At 71.9% G+C, this 15,678-nt stretch carries 14 protein-coding genes and 2 pseudogenes; 4 read left to right on the forward strand and 12 right to left on the reverse strand.

Features of this window, described 5'->3' with window-relative positions; translation table 11 throughout:
* Nucleotides 1-23 precede the first annotated feature (23 nt).
* The 5 genes and pseudogenes from ACGFWJ_RS18020 to ACGFWJ_RS18040 form a co-directional block, all read right to left on the reverse strand.
* The gene (locus tag ACGFWJ_RS18020) at nt 24-203 is read right to left on the reverse strand and encodes a hypothetical protein (protein WP_392950466.1); all 180 of its coding nucleotides are present in this window, start codon (nt 201-203) and stop codon (nt 24-26) included.
* Entirely contained in the window at nt 200-1,240 is a 1,041-nt protein-coding gene (locus tag ACGFWJ_RS18025) for an alpha/beta fold hydrolase (RefSeq protein ID WP_392950468.1), read from the reverse strand. Before ACGFWJ_RS18025 ends, ACGFWJ_RS18020 begins: the two co-directional genes overlap by 4 nt.
* A 29-nt stretch (nt 1,241-1,269) precedes the next feature.
* Nucleotides 1,270-1,458, reverse strand: a pseudogene (locus tag ACGFWJ_RS18030) (helix-turn-helix transcriptional regulator); the annotation flags it as partial.
* 177 nt (nt 1,459-1,635) lie between these two features.
* Nucleotides 1,636-2,082: pseudogene (locus tag ACGFWJ_RS18035) on the reverse strand (ATP-binding protein); the annotation flags it as partial.
* A gap of 25 nt (nt 2,083-2,107) precedes the next feature.
* The gene (locus tag ACGFWJ_RS18040; RefSeq protein ID WP_392950470.1) at nt 2,108-2,716 is read right to left on the reverse strand and encodes a VOC family protein; all 609 of its coding nucleotides are present in this window, start codon (nt 2,714-2,716) and stop codon (nt 2,108-2,110) included.
* Between the two features lie 167 nt (nt 2,717-2,883).
* Between ACGFWJ_RS18040 and ACGFWJ_RS18045 the strand changes: the two genes are divergently transcribed.
* From ACGFWJ_RS18045 to ACGFWJ_RS18060, 4 genes are all read left to right on the forward strand, one after another.
* Entirely contained in the window at nt 2,884-4,191 is a 1,308-nt protein-coding gene (locus ACGFWJ_RS18045; protein WP_392950473.1) for a BTAD domain-containing putative transcriptional regulator, read from the forward strand.
* Between the two features lie 128 nt (nt 4,192-4,319).
* Nucleotides 4,320-4,874: a hypothetical protein gene (locus tag ACGFWJ_RS18050; protein WP_392950476.1), complete on the forward strand. Its 555-nt coding sequence runs from the start codon at nt 4,320-4,322 to the stop codon at nt 4,872-4,874.
* Nucleotides 4,875-5,050: 176 nt separating this feature from the next.
* Entirely contained in the window at nt 5,051-7,972 is a 2,922-nt protein-coding gene (locus tag ACGFWJ_RS18055; RefSeq protein WP_392950479.1) for a BTAD domain-containing putative transcriptional regulator, read from the forward strand.
* A gap of 109 nt (nt 7,973-8,081) precedes the next feature.
* Nucleotides 8,082-8,486: a hypothetical protein gene (locus tag ACGFWJ_RS18060; RefSeq protein ID WP_392950481.1), complete on the forward strand. Its 405-nt coding sequence runs from the start codon at nt 8,082-8,084 to the stop codon at nt 8,484-8,486.
* A gap of 90 nt (nt 8,487-8,576) precedes the next feature.
* Here the strand turns inward: ACGFWJ_RS18060 and ACGFWJ_RS18065 are convergent, their stop codons facing one another.
* The 7 genes from ACGFWJ_RS18065 to ACGFWJ_RS18095 all read right to left on the reverse strand — a co-directional run bounded on the left by ACGFWJ_RS18065 (nt 8,577) and on the right by ACGFWJ_RS18095 (nt 15,577).
* Nucleotides 8,577-9,842, reverse strand: coding sequence for an acyltransferase (locus ACGFWJ_RS18065; RefSeq protein WP_392950484.1), 1,266 nt, complete (start codon nt 9,840-9,842; stop codon nt 8,577-8,579).
* A 410-nt stretch (nt 9,843-10,252) separates the two neighbouring features.
* Nucleotides 10,253-11,149: a JmjC domain-containing protein gene (locus tag ACGFWJ_RS18070; RefSeq protein WP_392950486.1), complete on the reverse strand. Its 897-nt coding sequence runs from the start codon at nt 11,147-11,149 to the stop codon at nt 10,253-10,255.
* A gap of 14 nt (nt 11,150-11,163) precedes the next feature.
* On the reverse strand, nt 11,164-11,652 hold the full coding sequence (locus tag ACGFWJ_RS18075) for a hypothetical protein (protein ID WP_392950488.1): 489 nt from the start codon (nt 11,650-11,652) through the stop codon (nt 11,164-11,166).
* A gap of 299 nt (nt 11,653-11,951) precedes the next feature.
* A complete protein-coding gene (locus ACGFWJ_RS18080) occupies nt 11,952-12,194 on the reverse strand; it encodes a DUF397 domain-containing protein (RefSeq protein WP_392950491.1) in 243 nt (80 codons plus the stop codon).
* A 416-nt stretch (nt 12,195-12,610) separates the two neighbouring features.
* Complete coding sequence (locus ACGFWJ_RS18085) at nt 12,611-13,054, reverse strand: hypothetical protein (protein WP_392950493.1); 444 nt, start codon at nt 13,052-13,054, stop codon at nt 12,611-12,613.
* A gap of 96 nt (nt 13,055-13,150) precedes the next feature.
* Nucleotides 13,151-14,278, reverse strand: a complete 1,128-nt coding sequence (locus ACGFWJ_RS18090; RefSeq protein ID WP_392950496.1) for a helix-turn-helix transcriptional regulator — start codon at nt 14,276-14,278, stop codon at nt 13,151-13,153.
* 459 nt (nt 14,279-14,737) lie between these two features.
* Nucleotides 14,738-15,577 (reverse strand): IS5 family transposase, encoded by an 840-nt coding sequence (locus ACGFWJ_RS18095; RefSeq protein ID WP_392950498.1) that lies wholly within the window; start codon nt 15,575-15,577, stop codon nt 14,738-14,740.
* Nucleotides 15,578-15,678: the final 101 nt, after the last annotated feature.

The raw sequence follows: 15,678 nt of genomic DNA on the forward strand, positions 1-15,678 counted from the left end.
CGTCCCCGCTTCGGCCGGGGTGGTCAGAGGCCCAGATCGGCAGCCAGGCAGGAGAACCGGATTGCCTGGCTGTCGGGGTCGAAGGCGGCCGGATCGGTAGACATCTCCGGGCGTTCCTCGACCATGTCCGCGAAGGGGATTCGCTGGGGGAGGGTGCCGAAGCGGGTGCGGCGGGCCTCGGCGACCTGCTCGGGGCCGGTCACTTGTGGGCCGCCAGCCGGTCGGCGTCCTGGACTGCCCGGGCGAATGCGGTCGGGGCCTCCTGGGGTGCGTTGTGGCCGATGCCCGGGAGGACGCGGTGGTCGTAGGGGCCGGTGAAGAGCTGCCGGTAGGCGGCGCCGTCGGTGGAGGGGAGGAACGGGTCGAGGGCGGGGTCGAGGGTGATGGTCGGTACGGGGATGGTGGGCCGGGCGGCGAGCAGTTGTTCGTACTGGTCGTACCGGCGTTCGCCGTCGGCCAGGCCCAGGCGCCAGCGGTAGTTGTGGATCACGATGGCGGCGTAGTCGGGGTTCTCGAAGGCGGCGGCCGTGCGTTCGAAAGTGGCGTCGTCGAAGTCCCAGGTGGGGGAGACCTCGTCCCAGACCAGGCGGCACAGGTCGTGCCGGTTCTGCTTGGTCTCCATGGCGAGGCGGCCGCGGTCGGTGGCGAAGTAGTACTGGTACCACCAGGTGTGTTCGGCCTTCGGCGGCAGCGGGGTGCGCTGCGCCGCGACGTTGGTGATCAGGTAGCCGCTGACCGACACCAGGGCCCGGACCCGCTCCGGCCAGAGGGCCGCGATGATGTCGGCGGTCCGCGAGCCCCAGTCGAAGCCGGCCAGCGTCGCCTGCCGGATCTTCAGGGCGTCCATCAGGGCGAGGATGTCCAGCGCGATCGCGGACTGCTGGGCGTTGCGGGGCGTGGTCGGCGACAGGAACGCGGTGGTGCCGTGGCCGCGCAGGTACGGCACGATCACCCGGTACCCGGCGTCCGCGAGCAGCGGGGCCACGTCGACGTAGCTGTGGATGTCGTACGGCCAGCCGTGCAGCAGGACGGCCACCGGGCCGTGCTCGGGGCCGAGTTCGGCGTAGCCGATGTCGAGCACGCCGGCCTGGACGCGCTTCAGGTCGGTGAAGGCGGTGTGGGTGCCGGGGGCGATGTCCGGGACGGTCGGGGTGGGTGCGGCGGCGGACGCGGTGCCCGTGAGGGCGGTGGCGCCGAGGCCGAGGCCGACCGCGGTGGTGAAGGTACGCCTGCTGATCATGTTCGGTCCTTTCCGAGGGGGGGAGAACGTCATCCGGCGGCGCGGCTCAGCGCGTCGCGCAGCGCCGCCCTGCTGGTGACGCCCAGCTTGGGGAAGACGCGGTAGAGGTGCGAGCTGACGGTGCGCGGCGACAGGTGCATCCGCACGCCGATCTGCTTGTTCGTCAGGCCGCCCGCCGCCAGGTCGGCGACCCGGCGTTCCTGCCAGGTCAGCGCGCCCGGCTCGGGGGCGCAGGCGCGGCGGGCGGCCCGGGCGGCGTGCAGTTCGTCCGGGGCCGGCCGGAGCAGCGCGGTTTCGTCGGGGCGGGAGGCGACCGGGAGTTCGGGCAGGGCGGCGGCGTCGAAGCGCGACGGGAGGTCGGTGCGGACCGCGACCAGCAGCTGCACCGGCCGGCCGGCCAGTCGGCGGCCGACGAAGCCGCAGACGTCGGCGCTGGCCTCGTCCAGCCACTGCCCGTCGTCGAGGACCAGCAGCAGTGGCCGCTGCTCGGTGGCGAGCTCCAGCAGGCGGAGGACGGCGATGCCCATCGGCATGACCGGCGGCGAGCAGCTCCGCAGGCCGCCGAAGACGGAGTCGAACACCGCCCGGGTCCGGTCGTCCAGACGGGCGAGGTGGCCGAGCAGCGGGTGGAGCAGCTGGTGCAGGCCCGCCCAGGGCAGCGCGGACTCCACCTCGGCGCCCGCCGCCCGGACCACGGCCCGGCCCTGCTGCTCGGCCAGCGCGGCGGCGTGGTGCAGCAGCGTGCTGCGGCCGGACCCCGCCTCCCCGCGCAGCACGAGGGCCCCGCCGGACGCGGATGTCACGAACGCGGTGAGTTCGGCCTGCTCGCCGTACCCGGTCATGCCTGATTCCTCCGTTTCAGCCGTCTCAGCTGTCGAGACCGGCCGCGCGGGCCATGTGGGCGGCGTACCAGGCGGGCCAGTCGGCGTCGTGGTGACCGAGCTCCTTCTCCTCGTACTTGCCGTGGGCGGCGGCCGCGTCGCGCAGCGCCGACTCGAGTTCGGCGGCATCGCGGTGCACCACGTGGCTGATCCGGCCCGGGCCACGGACGGTGACCTCCTGCAGGACGAAGACGTTGCCGTCCGGGTCGGCGAACGAGGCGAACGAGCCGTACGAGCGCCGCTCCGGGTGCGGGCCGGCCACCCGGCCGGCGGTGCCCGCGTGGTGGAAGACGCCGCCCGCGTCGTGGAAGACCTCGCTGACCTCGACCCCGGCCGCCACCAGTTCGGCGCGGGCCGCGACCACGTCGTCCACGATCAGGTGCACGCCGCGCTCGGAGCCCGGCGCCGCGTCGGTCACGCCGCTGCCGATGATCAGCGAGGCGGCCGAGCCGGGCGGGGTGAAGTGGACGACCCGGAAGCCGCCGGGGCCGGAGTGGTCGACGTCCTCGCGGAACCCGATCCGGGCGTAGAAGTCCTTGGCCCGGTCCACGTCCGAGACCGGGAGGACCAGAACCTCGATCTTGAACTCCATCATTCGTCAGCTCCCTCTGCTGGTGCGGGAAGCCGCCCTTCGGCCTCCACCGCTCACGATCCCGGGAACGCGGGCCGGTCGAGCCCGTGGAGAACCCTGGCCGGTACCCGGGCACGGGCACGGGCCAGGCCATATGCGGGCCCGGGGGTGGCGTGACGGAGAGCGATAACATGACGGAACGTCAACATGGCGATCGTCTCGGGGAGGACGCGCTGGAGCTCCACTTCACCACCCTCGGCCCCCTGACAGCCCGGCGCGCGGGCCAGGAGCTGCGCATCAACCGGGCCCGGGACCGGGCGGTGCTCGCCGTGCTCCTCGCGCAGGCGGGCCGGCCGGTGACGGTCGGTGAGATCATCGACGGGGTCTGGGGCGAGGAGGGGGACGAGGCGCCCGACCGGGCCGGGGCGCTCCCGGGCAACATGTACCGGCTGCGCAGCGCGCTGGGCGGCGACGGGAACCTCCTGCGGCACGTCGGCAAGGGGTACTGCCTGGACGTCGACCCGGCCGGCATCGATCGGACGGTCTTCCTCTCCGCGCTCGCCGACGCCGCCACCGCCCGCCTGAACTGGCAGCCGCAGCGTGCCCGCGAGCTGCTGACCGCCGCGCTCGACCTCTGGCAGGGCCCGGCCGCCCTGGACGGCGTCCCCGGCCCCTTCGCCGAACACGAACGCCGGATGCTGGCCGGGCGGCGGGACGAGGCGCTGCGCGAACTCGACCTGCCGGTCAGGGAGTTGGGCGCGGGGCCGGGCTCGGGGCCGGTCGAACTCAGGGCGGGTGCCGCCCGGTCGGTGCTGCGGCCCTTCCAACTGCCGCCCGATCCAGGCGACTTCACCGGTCGGGTCGCTCAACTCGCCAGGATCAGCGAGCTGTTGGCCGTGCCAGGGCGGACGCAGTCGCCGCTCGTCACCGTCGCCGGCCCGCCCGGCGCCGGAAAGAGCGCGCTGGCGGTCCGCGCCGCCCACCTCGCGGGCCCCGACCACCCGGACGGGCAGCTGTACGCCGACCTGCACGGCGCGGACGACGCCTCCGGGTACCTGGCGCCGTTCCTGCGCGCACTGGGCGTCGAGGAACAGGCGGTGCCCGCGAGCACCCCCGAGCGCCGTGCGCTGTACCTCCGGCTGCTCGCCGACCGCCGGATCCTGGTCGTACTGGACGGCGCCGGGGGCGTCGAGGATGTCCGGCCGCTGCTGCCCGCCGGGCCGGGCTGCGCCGCCGTCGTGGTCGTCAACGGGACGGCGGGGGAGGGGAGTTCGAGCTCGGTCCAGGTCGGGCCGCTGGCCCCGGACGAGGCGCTGGAGCTGCTCGGCCGGATGATCGGCCGGGAGCGGACCGACCGCGAACCGGAGGCCGCCCGGGCGCTCGCCGCCGCCTGCGGCCACCTGCCCCGCGCGCTGCGGGACGCCGCCGAGCGGCTGGTGCGCCGCCCCGCCTGGCCGATCTCCGCGGTGCTCCCGTCCGGGTTGTCCGCCGACGCGTAAACGCCACCGTTCATCGCGCGTCAATCCGGGCGCCGCAGAATCCGATTGCGACGTGATCATCTGCCCGGAGACGCAGCTTGCGGGCATGGCCGGCCGTCGTGGACAGCACCATCGAAAGGACCGGACCGTTGAGCCGCACCACCGTACGAACCACCCTCGCCGCCGTCGCACTGGCGGCAGCGAGCGTGCTGACCGCCCAGGGCACCGCCCACGCCGTCTACGACCAGCCGACCGCCACCATCTGGGACGGCGAACAGCTCACGAACAACGGCGCGCACATCGACAACCGGGGCGGGTTCGGTACGGCGCGGCTCGTCCTGCAGCCCGACGGCAACCTCGTCGCCTACTACGCGCCGAACAACGACTTCTCGCGCCAGTACCCGACCTGGGCGACCGGCACCGTCGGGTGCGGCGCCAAGGCCGTCATCCGCACCGACGGCAACCTGGTCGTCCTCGACGCGAACGGCGGCCTGTGCTGGGAGAGCGGCACCGCCGGGTACCCGCACGCCCGGGTGACGCTCTGGCGCAGCGGTGACCTGCTGATCACCGACGCCTGCAACCGCACCGTCTTCGAGCGCCAGCCCGGCACGACGTACGTCCCCGGGCAGACGCACGGCGGGATCTACGCGCCCAGCTCGGTCGAGAGCCCGTACGTCGTGATGCCGGTGCCGACCGACTGCTGAGCCGGGCCCGTCACTTCGCACCGCCACGCACCACGCACCACGCACCACGCAGAACCACGCACCACGCACCACGCAGAACCACGCACCACCACGCACCACCCCGTGCCGTCGTGGGTGTCCGGCCGGTCCGGCGCCCGCGACGGCACGGGGGCACCGAGCTCACGGGGAGACCTGACATGGAGACAGCCGCCATCGCCGCCGACGGGGCCGGGAAGGCTGGGATCCGGTTCCGGCTGCTCGGGCCGCTCGCCGGGTGGGCGGGCGGGCAGGGCCTGGCGCTCGGCCGCCGTCAGCAGCAGGCGTTCCTCGCCATGCTGATCGCCGCGCCCGGGCGGGTGCTGACCACCGGTCGCCTCGGGGACGGGATCTTTGACGAGGACAACCCGCCGGGCAACCCCAAGTCCGTGCTCGCCACCCACGCCTACCGGGTGCGCCGGGAGCTCCGCAACCACGCGGTCGGGCACCTGCTGGTCACCGTCGACGGCGGTTACCGCCTGGACGTCCCCGCCGAGGCGCTGGACTTCGTCGCCTTCGACCGCCTGGTCACCCGGTCCGCCGAGGCGCTCGCCGCCGGTGAGCGGCCCCGGGCGCGGGACCTGCTGGCCGACGCGCTGGCCCTGCACGAGGGCGAGCCGCTGGCCGGACTGCCCGGCCGGCACGCCGCCGAACTCCGTCGCCACCTGACCGAGCGCCGGCTGGACGCGCTGGAGACCAAGCTCGGCCTGGACGTCGAACTCGGGAGCGGCCCGTCCTGCCTGGTCGAGCTCGACCAGGCGGTCTTCGCCCACCCCTTCCGTGAGCGATTTCGCGCTCTGTTGATGCTGGAGTACCACCTGTCGGGCCGGCCCGCGGAGGCCCGGGCGGTGTACGAGGACGCCCGGCGGTTCTACCTCGGCGAGGGGCTGACCTGCGCGGACCTGGACGCGCTGCACCGGCGCATCCTCCGCTCCGACCCGGGCCTCGCCACCGCCGCCCGCCCCGCCGCCGCCCGCCCTGCCGCCGCCGACGAACGGCCGACCGGCCCGGCGCCCGCGGTGCCCGAGCAACTGCCCACCCGGCTACCGGACTTCACCGGCCGCCGGGCCGACATCGTCCGGCTCACCGACGCCCTCTCCCACCCGGACCCGGGCGCCGTCGTCATCTCGGCGATCAACGGCCTCGGCGGCGTCGGCAAGACCAGCCTGGCCGTCCACGTCGGACACACCCTGCGGGCGCGCTTCCCCGACGGACGGCTGCACGTGGACCTGCGCGGCGCGCAGCCCGTACCGCTCGACCCGGGCGAGGCGCTCGCCGGCTTCCTGACCGCGCTGGGCGTCGCGGACCGCGACATCCCCGCCGATCTCGCCGAGCGCGCCGCGCTGTTCCGCACCACCGTCACCGGCCGTCGCCTGCTGGTCCTGCTCGACAACGCCGCCACCCCCGAACAGGTCGCCCCGCTGCTCCCGGGCTCCCGGACCTGCGCGGTGCTGGTCACCAGCCGCGGCTGGCTCACCACGCTTCCCGGCGCCCGCCACCTGCCGCTCGACGCGATGACGGCGGACGAGGCGCTCGACCTGCTCGCCGCCGTCGTCGGCCGGGCCCGGATCGACGCCGAACCCGAGGCGGCCGCCGCGATCGTCACCGCCTGCGGCTGCCTGCCGCTCGCGGTCCGGGTGGCCGGCTCCCGGCTGGCCGCCGACCCCGCGCAGTCGCTGGCCGAGCTGGCCGCGAACCTCGCCGACGAACGCACCCGGCTCGGCGAACTCACCCACGAACAGGCCGCGGTGGAGCCCGTCCTCGCTCTCTCCTACGCCCGGCTCACCGAGGAACAGGCCCGCGCCCTGCGGCTGCTCGCCCTGCCCGACGCCCCCGACCTCGGCCCCGCGGACGCCGCCGTGCTGCTCGACCGCGGCCCCGCCGAGACCCGCGAACTGCTGGACGCGCTGGTCGACCTCAACCTGCTCCAGTCGCCCGCCGCCGACCGGTACGGCTTCCACGACCTGCTGAAGGTGTTCGCCCGGCAGCGCGACGGGGACACCCCGGCGGCGGTGACGGCCGCGTTCGCCCGGCTCCTCGACTTCTGCGTGGCGAGCGCCCGCAACGCCGAGAACGCGGCGCACCGCGACCCCGACGGACACGGCTTCGCCAGCATCGAGGAGGCCACCGCCTGGATGCGCGAGCGGACCGCGCTGCACCGCGCGGTGATCCAACGGGCCTGCCGCGACGACGGGTTGTCGCTGGCCCGGACCGTGGACCTGCTGGACAAGATGAGCTCGGTCCTGTTCGGCCGCGGCTACGTGACCACCGTCGCCGACCTGGCCGGGCAGGTCGCCGCCGCCGCCATGTCCCGCGGCGAACGGGACGCCGAGGCACTGGCTCGCTCGGTGCGCGGCGGCATGCTCTGGCACGCCAACTCCTACGCGGAGGCGGGCGAGGAACTGCGCGGCTGCCTGGCGTTGTGCGACGGCCCGGACCGGCTGCGGCTGCGAGCCGACACGCTGAAACTGCTCGGCGCGAACGCCCGCGCGCTGCGGGACTTCGAGCAGGCGGTGCTCTGCCTGGAGGAGGCGGCGGAGCTCTTCCACCGGCAGGGCGACGAGAGCGGCGAAGGGCTCGTGCTCGGCGAACTGGCCTTCAACCACGCCCAGTGCGGACGCCTCGACCAGGCCCGCGCCGCCGCCGAACGGTGCGTCGAACTGACCGGCCGCCAGATCTCGATCCCCGAGTCCATCGGCCGGTACTACCTGGCCCGGGTACTGCACCTGTGCGGCGACCTCGGCCCCGCGCTGGAGCAGGCCGAACACGTGGTGGAGCGCTTCCGCTCCTTCGGCATGCTGGCCTTCGAGGCGGCCACCGGCAGCCTGATCACCCGCATCCACCTGGCGGCCGGCCGCGACCGGGCCACCGTCCGGGCCGCCGAGGAAGCACTGCCGAAGGCCCGGCAGGTCGGCGGCCTGCTGGAGGGCGGGCTGCTGCGTGCCCTCGGCGAGGCGCTGACCCGGCTGGGCCACACCGACCGGGCCCGGATCTGTCTCCAGCAGGCGCTGGGCCACTACCGGCAGCTGGAGCTGGCGGGCGACGCGGCGGAGGTCGAGGAGCTGCTGGGCCTTTTGCCGTGAGGTCCGGCCTGGTGGTCATGCCCATGCTCATCGGATGTCCATCGCGGCCGACGAATCTCTCCCACGTGCCCGGTCACCCCGGCCGGGCCGTCCGAGAGAGGGGACGCACATGTCCATCAAGGGACTCCGCAAGGCCACGCTGGCCCTGGCGACGATGGCGATGGCCGGCGGTATCGCACTGACGGGCGCCGGGTCCGCATCCGCGTCCGTCGGCGGCGGCTGCGCCGGGCCGGACTACCAGAAGGTCTGCATCAGCGACGGGTGGACCCAGGTCAACACCTCGGTGACCACCAACTTCGCCAGCAACAACTGCACCGAGCAGGTCATCATCTGGGACTACACCACCAACACCCAGGCGATCAACACCTCGTTCCCCTGCCGTGCCGGCCAGTTCACCTTCACCTGGGCCCTCTCCAACCCGACCGCCGGCCACGACTACAAGGCCGAGGCCCGCTTCTACTGGCAGCCCGGCAGCGGCTACACCTACCAGACCAGCCCCGACCTGCACTTCTGAGCACGCCCCTGAAGATCTGACCCGACGCTTTCTCCCCCCGGACGCCACTCCGCCCCACCGCCACCCCCTTCGGCGGTGGGGCGGAGCCGTTCAGGACCGGGCAGGGCGGCGGCCGGAGCGCAGGACCAGGGCGAAGCCGCAGGCGAAGGCCGCGAGGGCGAGGACGGGCGGGTGGCCGGACGGGGCGAAGCCGTTGACGGCCAGCCAGGCCAGGGCGGGGAGAGCGGCGGCGAGGCCGCCGAGGAGCAGGGCTGGGGATCGCCCGGTGCTGCCGGTGAGGCCGAGCAGGGGGCGCTGGGCCCGTTGCAGGACGGCGACCAGGGCGACGAGGAGCACGGTCAGGACGGCGAACCAGGCCGGGCGCAGAGCGAACCACTGCCAGGAGCCGATGCCCGGCTGCGGGACGAGACCGGCCGGGTAGAGGGTGACGGCGACCAGGAGCACCGGGACGGGGTGCCACAGGTAGACCGTCATCGCCGCCCGGTTGAGGCGGGTGACCTCGTCCCGTCGCGCCGGGGTGGCCAGGAAACGTTGCGCGGCGGGCTCGGCCGCCAGCAGGAGGCCACACTGGGCGGCGGCGAAAGCGAGCAGGGCGATCGACGGCGGCGTGGTGTTGCCGGCGTGCAGGCCCGCGCCGACCATGTCCACCGGGAACGGGCCCCATGTCAGCAGGACGGTGAGGAGAAGCGTCCCCGCGAGCGCCAGCCCGAGCGGGCGGTGTCCCCGGGTGAGGCTGCCGTCGTGCCAGGCGAACCCCCACTGGTGCATGGCGCCCCACACCAGCACGTAGTTGACGAACCCGACCACCGGCAGCCGCGGACCCAGGATCGCGAGATCCACCAGCGCGGCGGCGGTCGCCATGGCAGCAGGTACGGCGAACCCCCAGCGAGTGTGCGCGGCGTGCAGCGCCGGGGTCAGGACGATCAGCAGCAGGTAGACCGGGAGGAACCACAGGTGCAGCGCCAAGTACCAGCCGGCCTGCGCCAGTTCGCCCGCGTCCGCTCCACCCGCCCAGGCCGCGGCGGCGGCGAGGGCCATCACGCCGACGTACACCGCCGTCGGCCACAGCAGCCGTAGCGCGCGGCGGTGCACCCAGCCCGCCCAGGACTCCTCGCGGTGCGCCGTCCAGGAGGCGGCGTTGGCGTAGCCGCCGACCAGGAAGACGACCGGCATCACCTGGAAGAGGAGGGTGACCCAGCGCCCCCACCCGACATACGCCAGGGCGTCGTGGCCGGTCACCCGCCCGGCGCGATAGGTGAGGTCGGTCAGCAGCCAGTGGCCCAGCACGACGGCGCAGATGGCTGCTACCCGCAGGAGATCCGCGTAGTGGTTGTGGTCGGCGGGGTGGTGGGGCATGGGGTTCGCGCCGGATCCGGGAGGTCTTGGCCCGTACACCTCATTATCCGGCTGCCCCGCAAGGTGTGGCGGGGTGTGGACGCAGGCGGGCGTGAAAACAGGGGCGCGGGGAGACTTGCGCGAGCAGGCGGGTGCGAAACCAGGGCGCGACCAGACCCGACCCGCCCGAAGTGGCCGCAGGTTGCTGCCGAGCTTGCTGCCCGCATCGAACGCGGAGACTCCGGCTTTACGCACGGTTCGGTGATCACCGCCCGATGGTGCAGGCCGAGTTCGGTCTTGCTAAGGCAACCTCGGCGAAGGTGTTCACGGAACTTCGGTGGCGGAAGCTGGTCCGGACCGAGTTCGGCATGGGTAGCTTGGTGACAGACCAGGACGAGCGGGCTGACGACCCGGCCCCGTCCGCTACGGCCCTATCCGGCGGGTTTCGGGAGCAGTGCCGCACGGACGGTGTCCGCGACGTCTGCCGGGGAAGTGGTAGCCAGGTGCCGAACTGTCTGTTCCAGCACGTCTGTCAGCGTCGCAGGCAGGTTCTCGGGGGTGAGCCGGCAAGGTGCGATCCCGGCCCGGAACTCGGGACGATCGAGCGCGGTACGCACCAGTGCTTCCGCCAGGTCGAGCGGCATGCGCTCCCGCAGGGCGAAGGTCAGGTGCAGCGACGGATCAGGATCGTCCGGGAGGCAGTGCGGACTGTGGACCCACCCACGCGGCATGACCAGCGTGTCGCCAGGGTTCAGGTCGAACACCGCGTACGGCTCGGTGTTGTTCCACCGATCTTGCATGTCTGCCGTCCACGTGGTGGGAGACGACAGGTACTCGTCCACCGGGAACTCCACTTCCGGACGCCAGATCGGCCAGCGCTTGCGGCCGTGGAGCTGTGTCACCACGGCAAGGAACTGATCCCAGTGATGCCTGAGCCCCTGCGCTCCGGGCGGGGTGACGAAGCCCGAGACGAACAGCGTGTACCCGGTCTCCGCTTCGATCTCGCGGCACAGCTCGGCCACGTACGGTACTCGCGTTTGCAGGTACCGCAGGTTGACCGTGTGCCCGCCTTCGAACAGCTCCCGCAGCTTCCCGGGACGCATCCTGCCGTCCCGTGAGAACCGTCCCGGGTGAACGGCTTTCCCGTCCTTCACAGCGGCCGTGAACGCGGGGTCCGTCAGCCCGTGGTCGATGTACGCCCCCATGAAAGGCAGCGTGATTCGCTCGTCCAGCTCGGACCCGTCGCGGCGGTACACCGCCGGTTCGACAGGGCAGGCACGTAGCAGTGCCTCAGCCGCTTCGGGGCCGACCAGGGTTGCCAGCGCCATGCAGTCTTCTCCGATCACGAGGGGGGAAGCGGGCAGGGGAGATCGGGCAAGTGCCGGTTCGGACATACGACCACGCACGCGTTGAACATGTAGTCCCCGGGCAGGTAGTGCATCCACACCACGTCCGTGCCGTTGGTGAGCGCGGCAGCCGCGTACTCCACCTTGGCGGAGAGGCCCGGGTGGACCGGGCGGCCGTCCGGAAGCGGCACCGGCGGGTGGCGCTCGAACTCGCCGGCCAGCCACTCCGCAGCTTCCTTCGATTCCCTCCACGTCTGGCCTGCAAGGTAGTCCGGTCGACGCAACAGCCAATGCCCGGTACGCATCGGCGGAATCGTCCGTTCTTCGAACCGGAGGTATGCCTCCTGGTCGGGGCGCCTCATCGCGTCCACCATGTCGCGCCATTCCGTGTTGAATGGGGCGGGCCGCCGCAGATACTCGGCGTGGTACTGGTCGGGCCTGCCGATCCACGGGCCGTAGCCGTGGAAGTGGGCGAGTTCTGTCACTGGGGTTATCCTCCACGGAGCGGGGGGGGGGGGGGGGGGGGGGGGGGGGGGGGGGGGGGGGGGCGGGGCCCCGGGCCGGGGGGGGGGGGGGGGGGGGCGGGGGGGGGGGGCCCGCCCGCGGCGCGGGGGGGGGGGGGGGGGGGGCGGGCGGGGGGGGGGGCGCGCGCCGGGGGGGGGGGGGGGGGGTGGGGGGGCGGCGGGGGGGGGGCCGGGCCCCGCGGGGGGGGGGCCCCCCCCCCCCCCCCCCCCCCCCCCCCCCCCCCCCCCCCGTGGGATTCAGTGGCGCGTCAGCCTGGGACTCAGGCCGCCGTGCCCCGGATGGTGCCGATCCGGTCGGCGAGGGCGTCCAACTCGGCCCCGGTGAAACGGAGCAGCGGCGAACCGTCGCCCAGCTTGCTGTCACCGAGCGCGTAGGCGTCCACCGCGCCCGGGATGGCACCGATGGTCGCGCACGACTCGGACTCGCCGTCGCCGCTGTTGCCGCCGCACGCCTTGGACAGCGCCAGGCCCTCGGCCGGCAGGTCGTACAGGTTGGTCGTCATTTCCCCTCCAAGGGGTGATTGAGTGTCCGGCCAATCGGGTGACCGGCCGGGTGGTGCGCCCGTTCCGCTCGCGGGGTTGGCACGCGACCCAAACGGGAGTTGTTGGGGCTACTCGGTGGGGCAGGCCAGGACATCTGCCCACCGGACAGTGCTGGCGAGTTCGTGCGGTGTCTCGGCCTCGGCACTCGCCGTTCGGTCCCTGCGGCAGCGCGGGCCCGTCTGCGGCGCTGCCATGCTTCGAGCCAGTCCGGGCCGTACGCGCCGCCGATCATGGCGAGCGCCAGAGCGACGGAGCACGCCACCCACCGCACCCCGTCATCCGGTGCCAGCATGGCGAACGCGAGTACTGCGCCAGCCGGCACAGCGCCAAATCCGAGCACCGCAAGGCCCGTCAAGGCAGTCAAGCGGGTCACCGTTCACCCCGCCTTCCCGCCGATGACTGCCGCCATGTCCGCGCGGACCCGTTCGTTGACGGTCGGCTCCCTCACCTTGAGCGGATCGGCCGTCCACGGTTCGCCATTGCCGAACGCCCCGGCGAGCCGCCACTGTTCGCCCTCCACACCGCAGAATTTGCCGAGTCGGCTCGTAGACGTGTCGACCAGCAGTTCGCCGGCGTTCGGGACCGCCTTGATGGCGTGGAGCACCGACGCACCTGCGAGAACGACGAACGCCAACTCCTTGCCGGGGTCAATGTCCAAATTGCCGAGTGCCAACCGAAAGTCGCCCGACTCCGTCTGCTCCACCTTGAGTCCCGGCAGCGCGACACCGATGGACTTGAGCGCACTTCCCAGGTAGTCGCACGCGGTACGCGCCTGCTCGAACTGTTCTGCTCGAAGTTGTGCAAGTAGCTCGTTGATCACGCTGTCCCCGATCGCTCCGAACCGTGCGGGGACACAACTTTGCGTGCCGCAACAGGTCGTCAGACAGGGGGTATCCGCTTGGGGTAGCCAGACCCTTTAGGCCGCTTCCACCTCAGCCATCAGCAGGCGTAGCGTCAGTGACCTTTTGCCTGAGGGGAGTTGACTCAGCGCCGCTCGCGCATACGCCACTCCGCCGACACGATCTCCTGCTTGAGCGAGCATGAGTCCGCGATGTAGCTCAAGATGCGTGGCGAACCGCGGGAGCGAAGGCGGAAGCAACAAGCGTGCTTGCTCCTGAGCGTGTTCGGCTCGTTTCTCCTCACCGAGCCGAGCAAGTAGCAGAGACGAAAAGACGTTCATTCGCCACTCGGGCACCGCGTAGTCCGACTGCTCGTTCGCTGGTGAGGCAACCCGCTCGAAGACGCGCCACCCCTCGTCGTTGAGCTGCAAAGCTGCCCGCCGGTCGCCGCGGATCGCGGCAGCGTGCGCCTTGCCCATGAGCGCGTTGAGTCGGCCGAGGGAGGGACGCGAGTCGATCGCCAAAGCCTGGTCGGCGAGCCGTTCCGCGACCGCCAGCGATGCGCCTTCATAGCCGAGTGCGATCGCAGCACGCCCCCGTACCCATACCCGAGCAGTCTGGTCGTCGGACCGGTCGGCCGCAGCTGCCGCCATGCCGTACCAACCCGTGGTTCTTGCCGCATCGGTGCCAGGGAACGTCTTGGCGAACAGAGTTGCGAGCCGAGCAGCCACCTCCCACATATGCGGGCCGTCGGCTTGCCGCTGTAGCACCACCATGTCCGCGGCGAGACGGCGTTGGATCTCCTCCGCACCGGACGACATGTAGTCCTGGCCGTAGGTGTAGAGCCGTTCCTGCCAGTCGTCCAGGGAGGGCCCGCCGCGGAGAGCAGTCGCGAAGCCGTGGGACAACAAGTCCGAGGCGGTCGCGGGTGCTATGGCTGTCGCGGCAACGTTCGTCAAAAAGGCTCGTCGGTTCACGTCCGCACTCTCAAGAGCGTGAAGGGGCACCTGCAAGGCGGTAGCCAAATGACGTAGCCAAAGCGGGCCAGGCTTCCGTCCCTGGTATCCGTTCTCCCAGCGGCTGATCAACTGCCGCGTCACCGTCGTACGGTTGCCCAACTCATTTAGCCGCGCCGCAAGTTGGTCCTGAGACATGCCCAGGCCACGGCGCAACTCTTCGATCAGACTGCCCACCGCCGTCGTCATGACCGGCAGCCTACGCCGGACCGTGCCGCAAAGCCGTCCACTTGATTCTCCCCAACGGCGTACGCAGCATCTATGCAGCCAATCGCCGCAACTCGACCGCCACGGCGCGTCCGGCCATCGGCATCTGCCCGGTCGCCAGCGGCGGCACCGGCAATCCGGCTACGGTCAACCAGCGCGGCCAGAAGACCCCGGAAGCGACAATGGCCCCGCCTCGACCACCCGCATGGGGAGGACAAGGCGGGGCATGTGCTGTGGCGCGGTTCAACTGCTGGCCGAGCCAGGTTCGTTCAGTCCCAACGGCGGGCACGATCCGCCGGTCCGCCGCCTTCGGCAGCGGCAGGCCGGTCAGGGCGCGGCGCAGGCGCGCGGGCTCGCACCAGCCCCGGCAGGTCGAGTGACCCACGAGGTTGAGCAACAAGCTCAGAGGGCGTTTGATGTGAGCGAATTGCCCTTTGTGCCCTAGTAAGTCCCTCGCCAGGTTGGCGTGGTCTCGTCCGTTATGCGTTTGGTGAGGTTGTCGATCGAGGTGATGTGGATCATGGCTTCGGAGCTGGCCGGGAGGGTCTCGTAGTCGCGGGCGAGGCGCCGCCGCAGCATGATCCATCCCAGGCTCCGTTCGACCACCCACCGCCTTTTCACAACGTGGAATCCGGGGACGTCGGACTTCCGGTGGACGACTTCGACGTCGATTCCGAGGCTTGCTCCGTGCTCGATCATGGCGTTCTTGAAGCCAGTGTCGACCCAGCTCTTGGAGATGCTGGGGTAGGTCTTCTTGGCCTGGTTGAGGAGTTGTATTCCCACGGCATTCTCGGACAGGCTTGCGGCGGTCACGGCAACGGCGAGGATCAGTCCGACAGTGTCGGTCAGGATGCCGCGCTTCCTGCCTACGATCTTCTTGGCGGCGTCTGTTCCCTGGCTGGCCAGAGGCACGTTGGTGGAGGTCTTCACGCTCTGGGTGTCGATCACCGAGGCGGTCGGCTCGGGCCTGCGGCCTTCCTTCACTCGAGCCAGCCCGGTGAGATCGTAGTTCAGTTGGGTGAAGATTCCCTCGTCGCGCCACGCGGCATAGTAGGCGTAGACGGTGCCGTGGCTGGGGAAATCGTGTGGAAGGTATTTCCAGGGGATTCCGGTGCGGTTGACGTAGAGGATCGCGTTGAAGACGTCGCGCAGGTCGACTTTCGCCGGCTGTCCGGTAGGCCTGCGGTCGAGCCGAGCCTTTCTCCAGGACGTCAGAGTCGGCTCGATCAGGGCCCATCGAGCGTCGGACAGGTCGCTGGGGTACGGCTTGCGCTGGGTCATGACACAGGGTCAGCACGAGCATGCCGGAGGATGCAGTTCCGTTGCTGGTTGGGCGATTCCATGACGTCCGCAAACCAGACGGACTTCGAGTCGCAGAAGCG

The sequence above is a fragment of the Kitasatospora sp. NPDC048407 genome, assembly GCF_043200475.1.
Taxonomy (GTDB): domain Bacteria; phylum Actinomycetota; class Actinomycetes; order Streptomycetales; family Streptomycetaceae; genus Kitasatospora.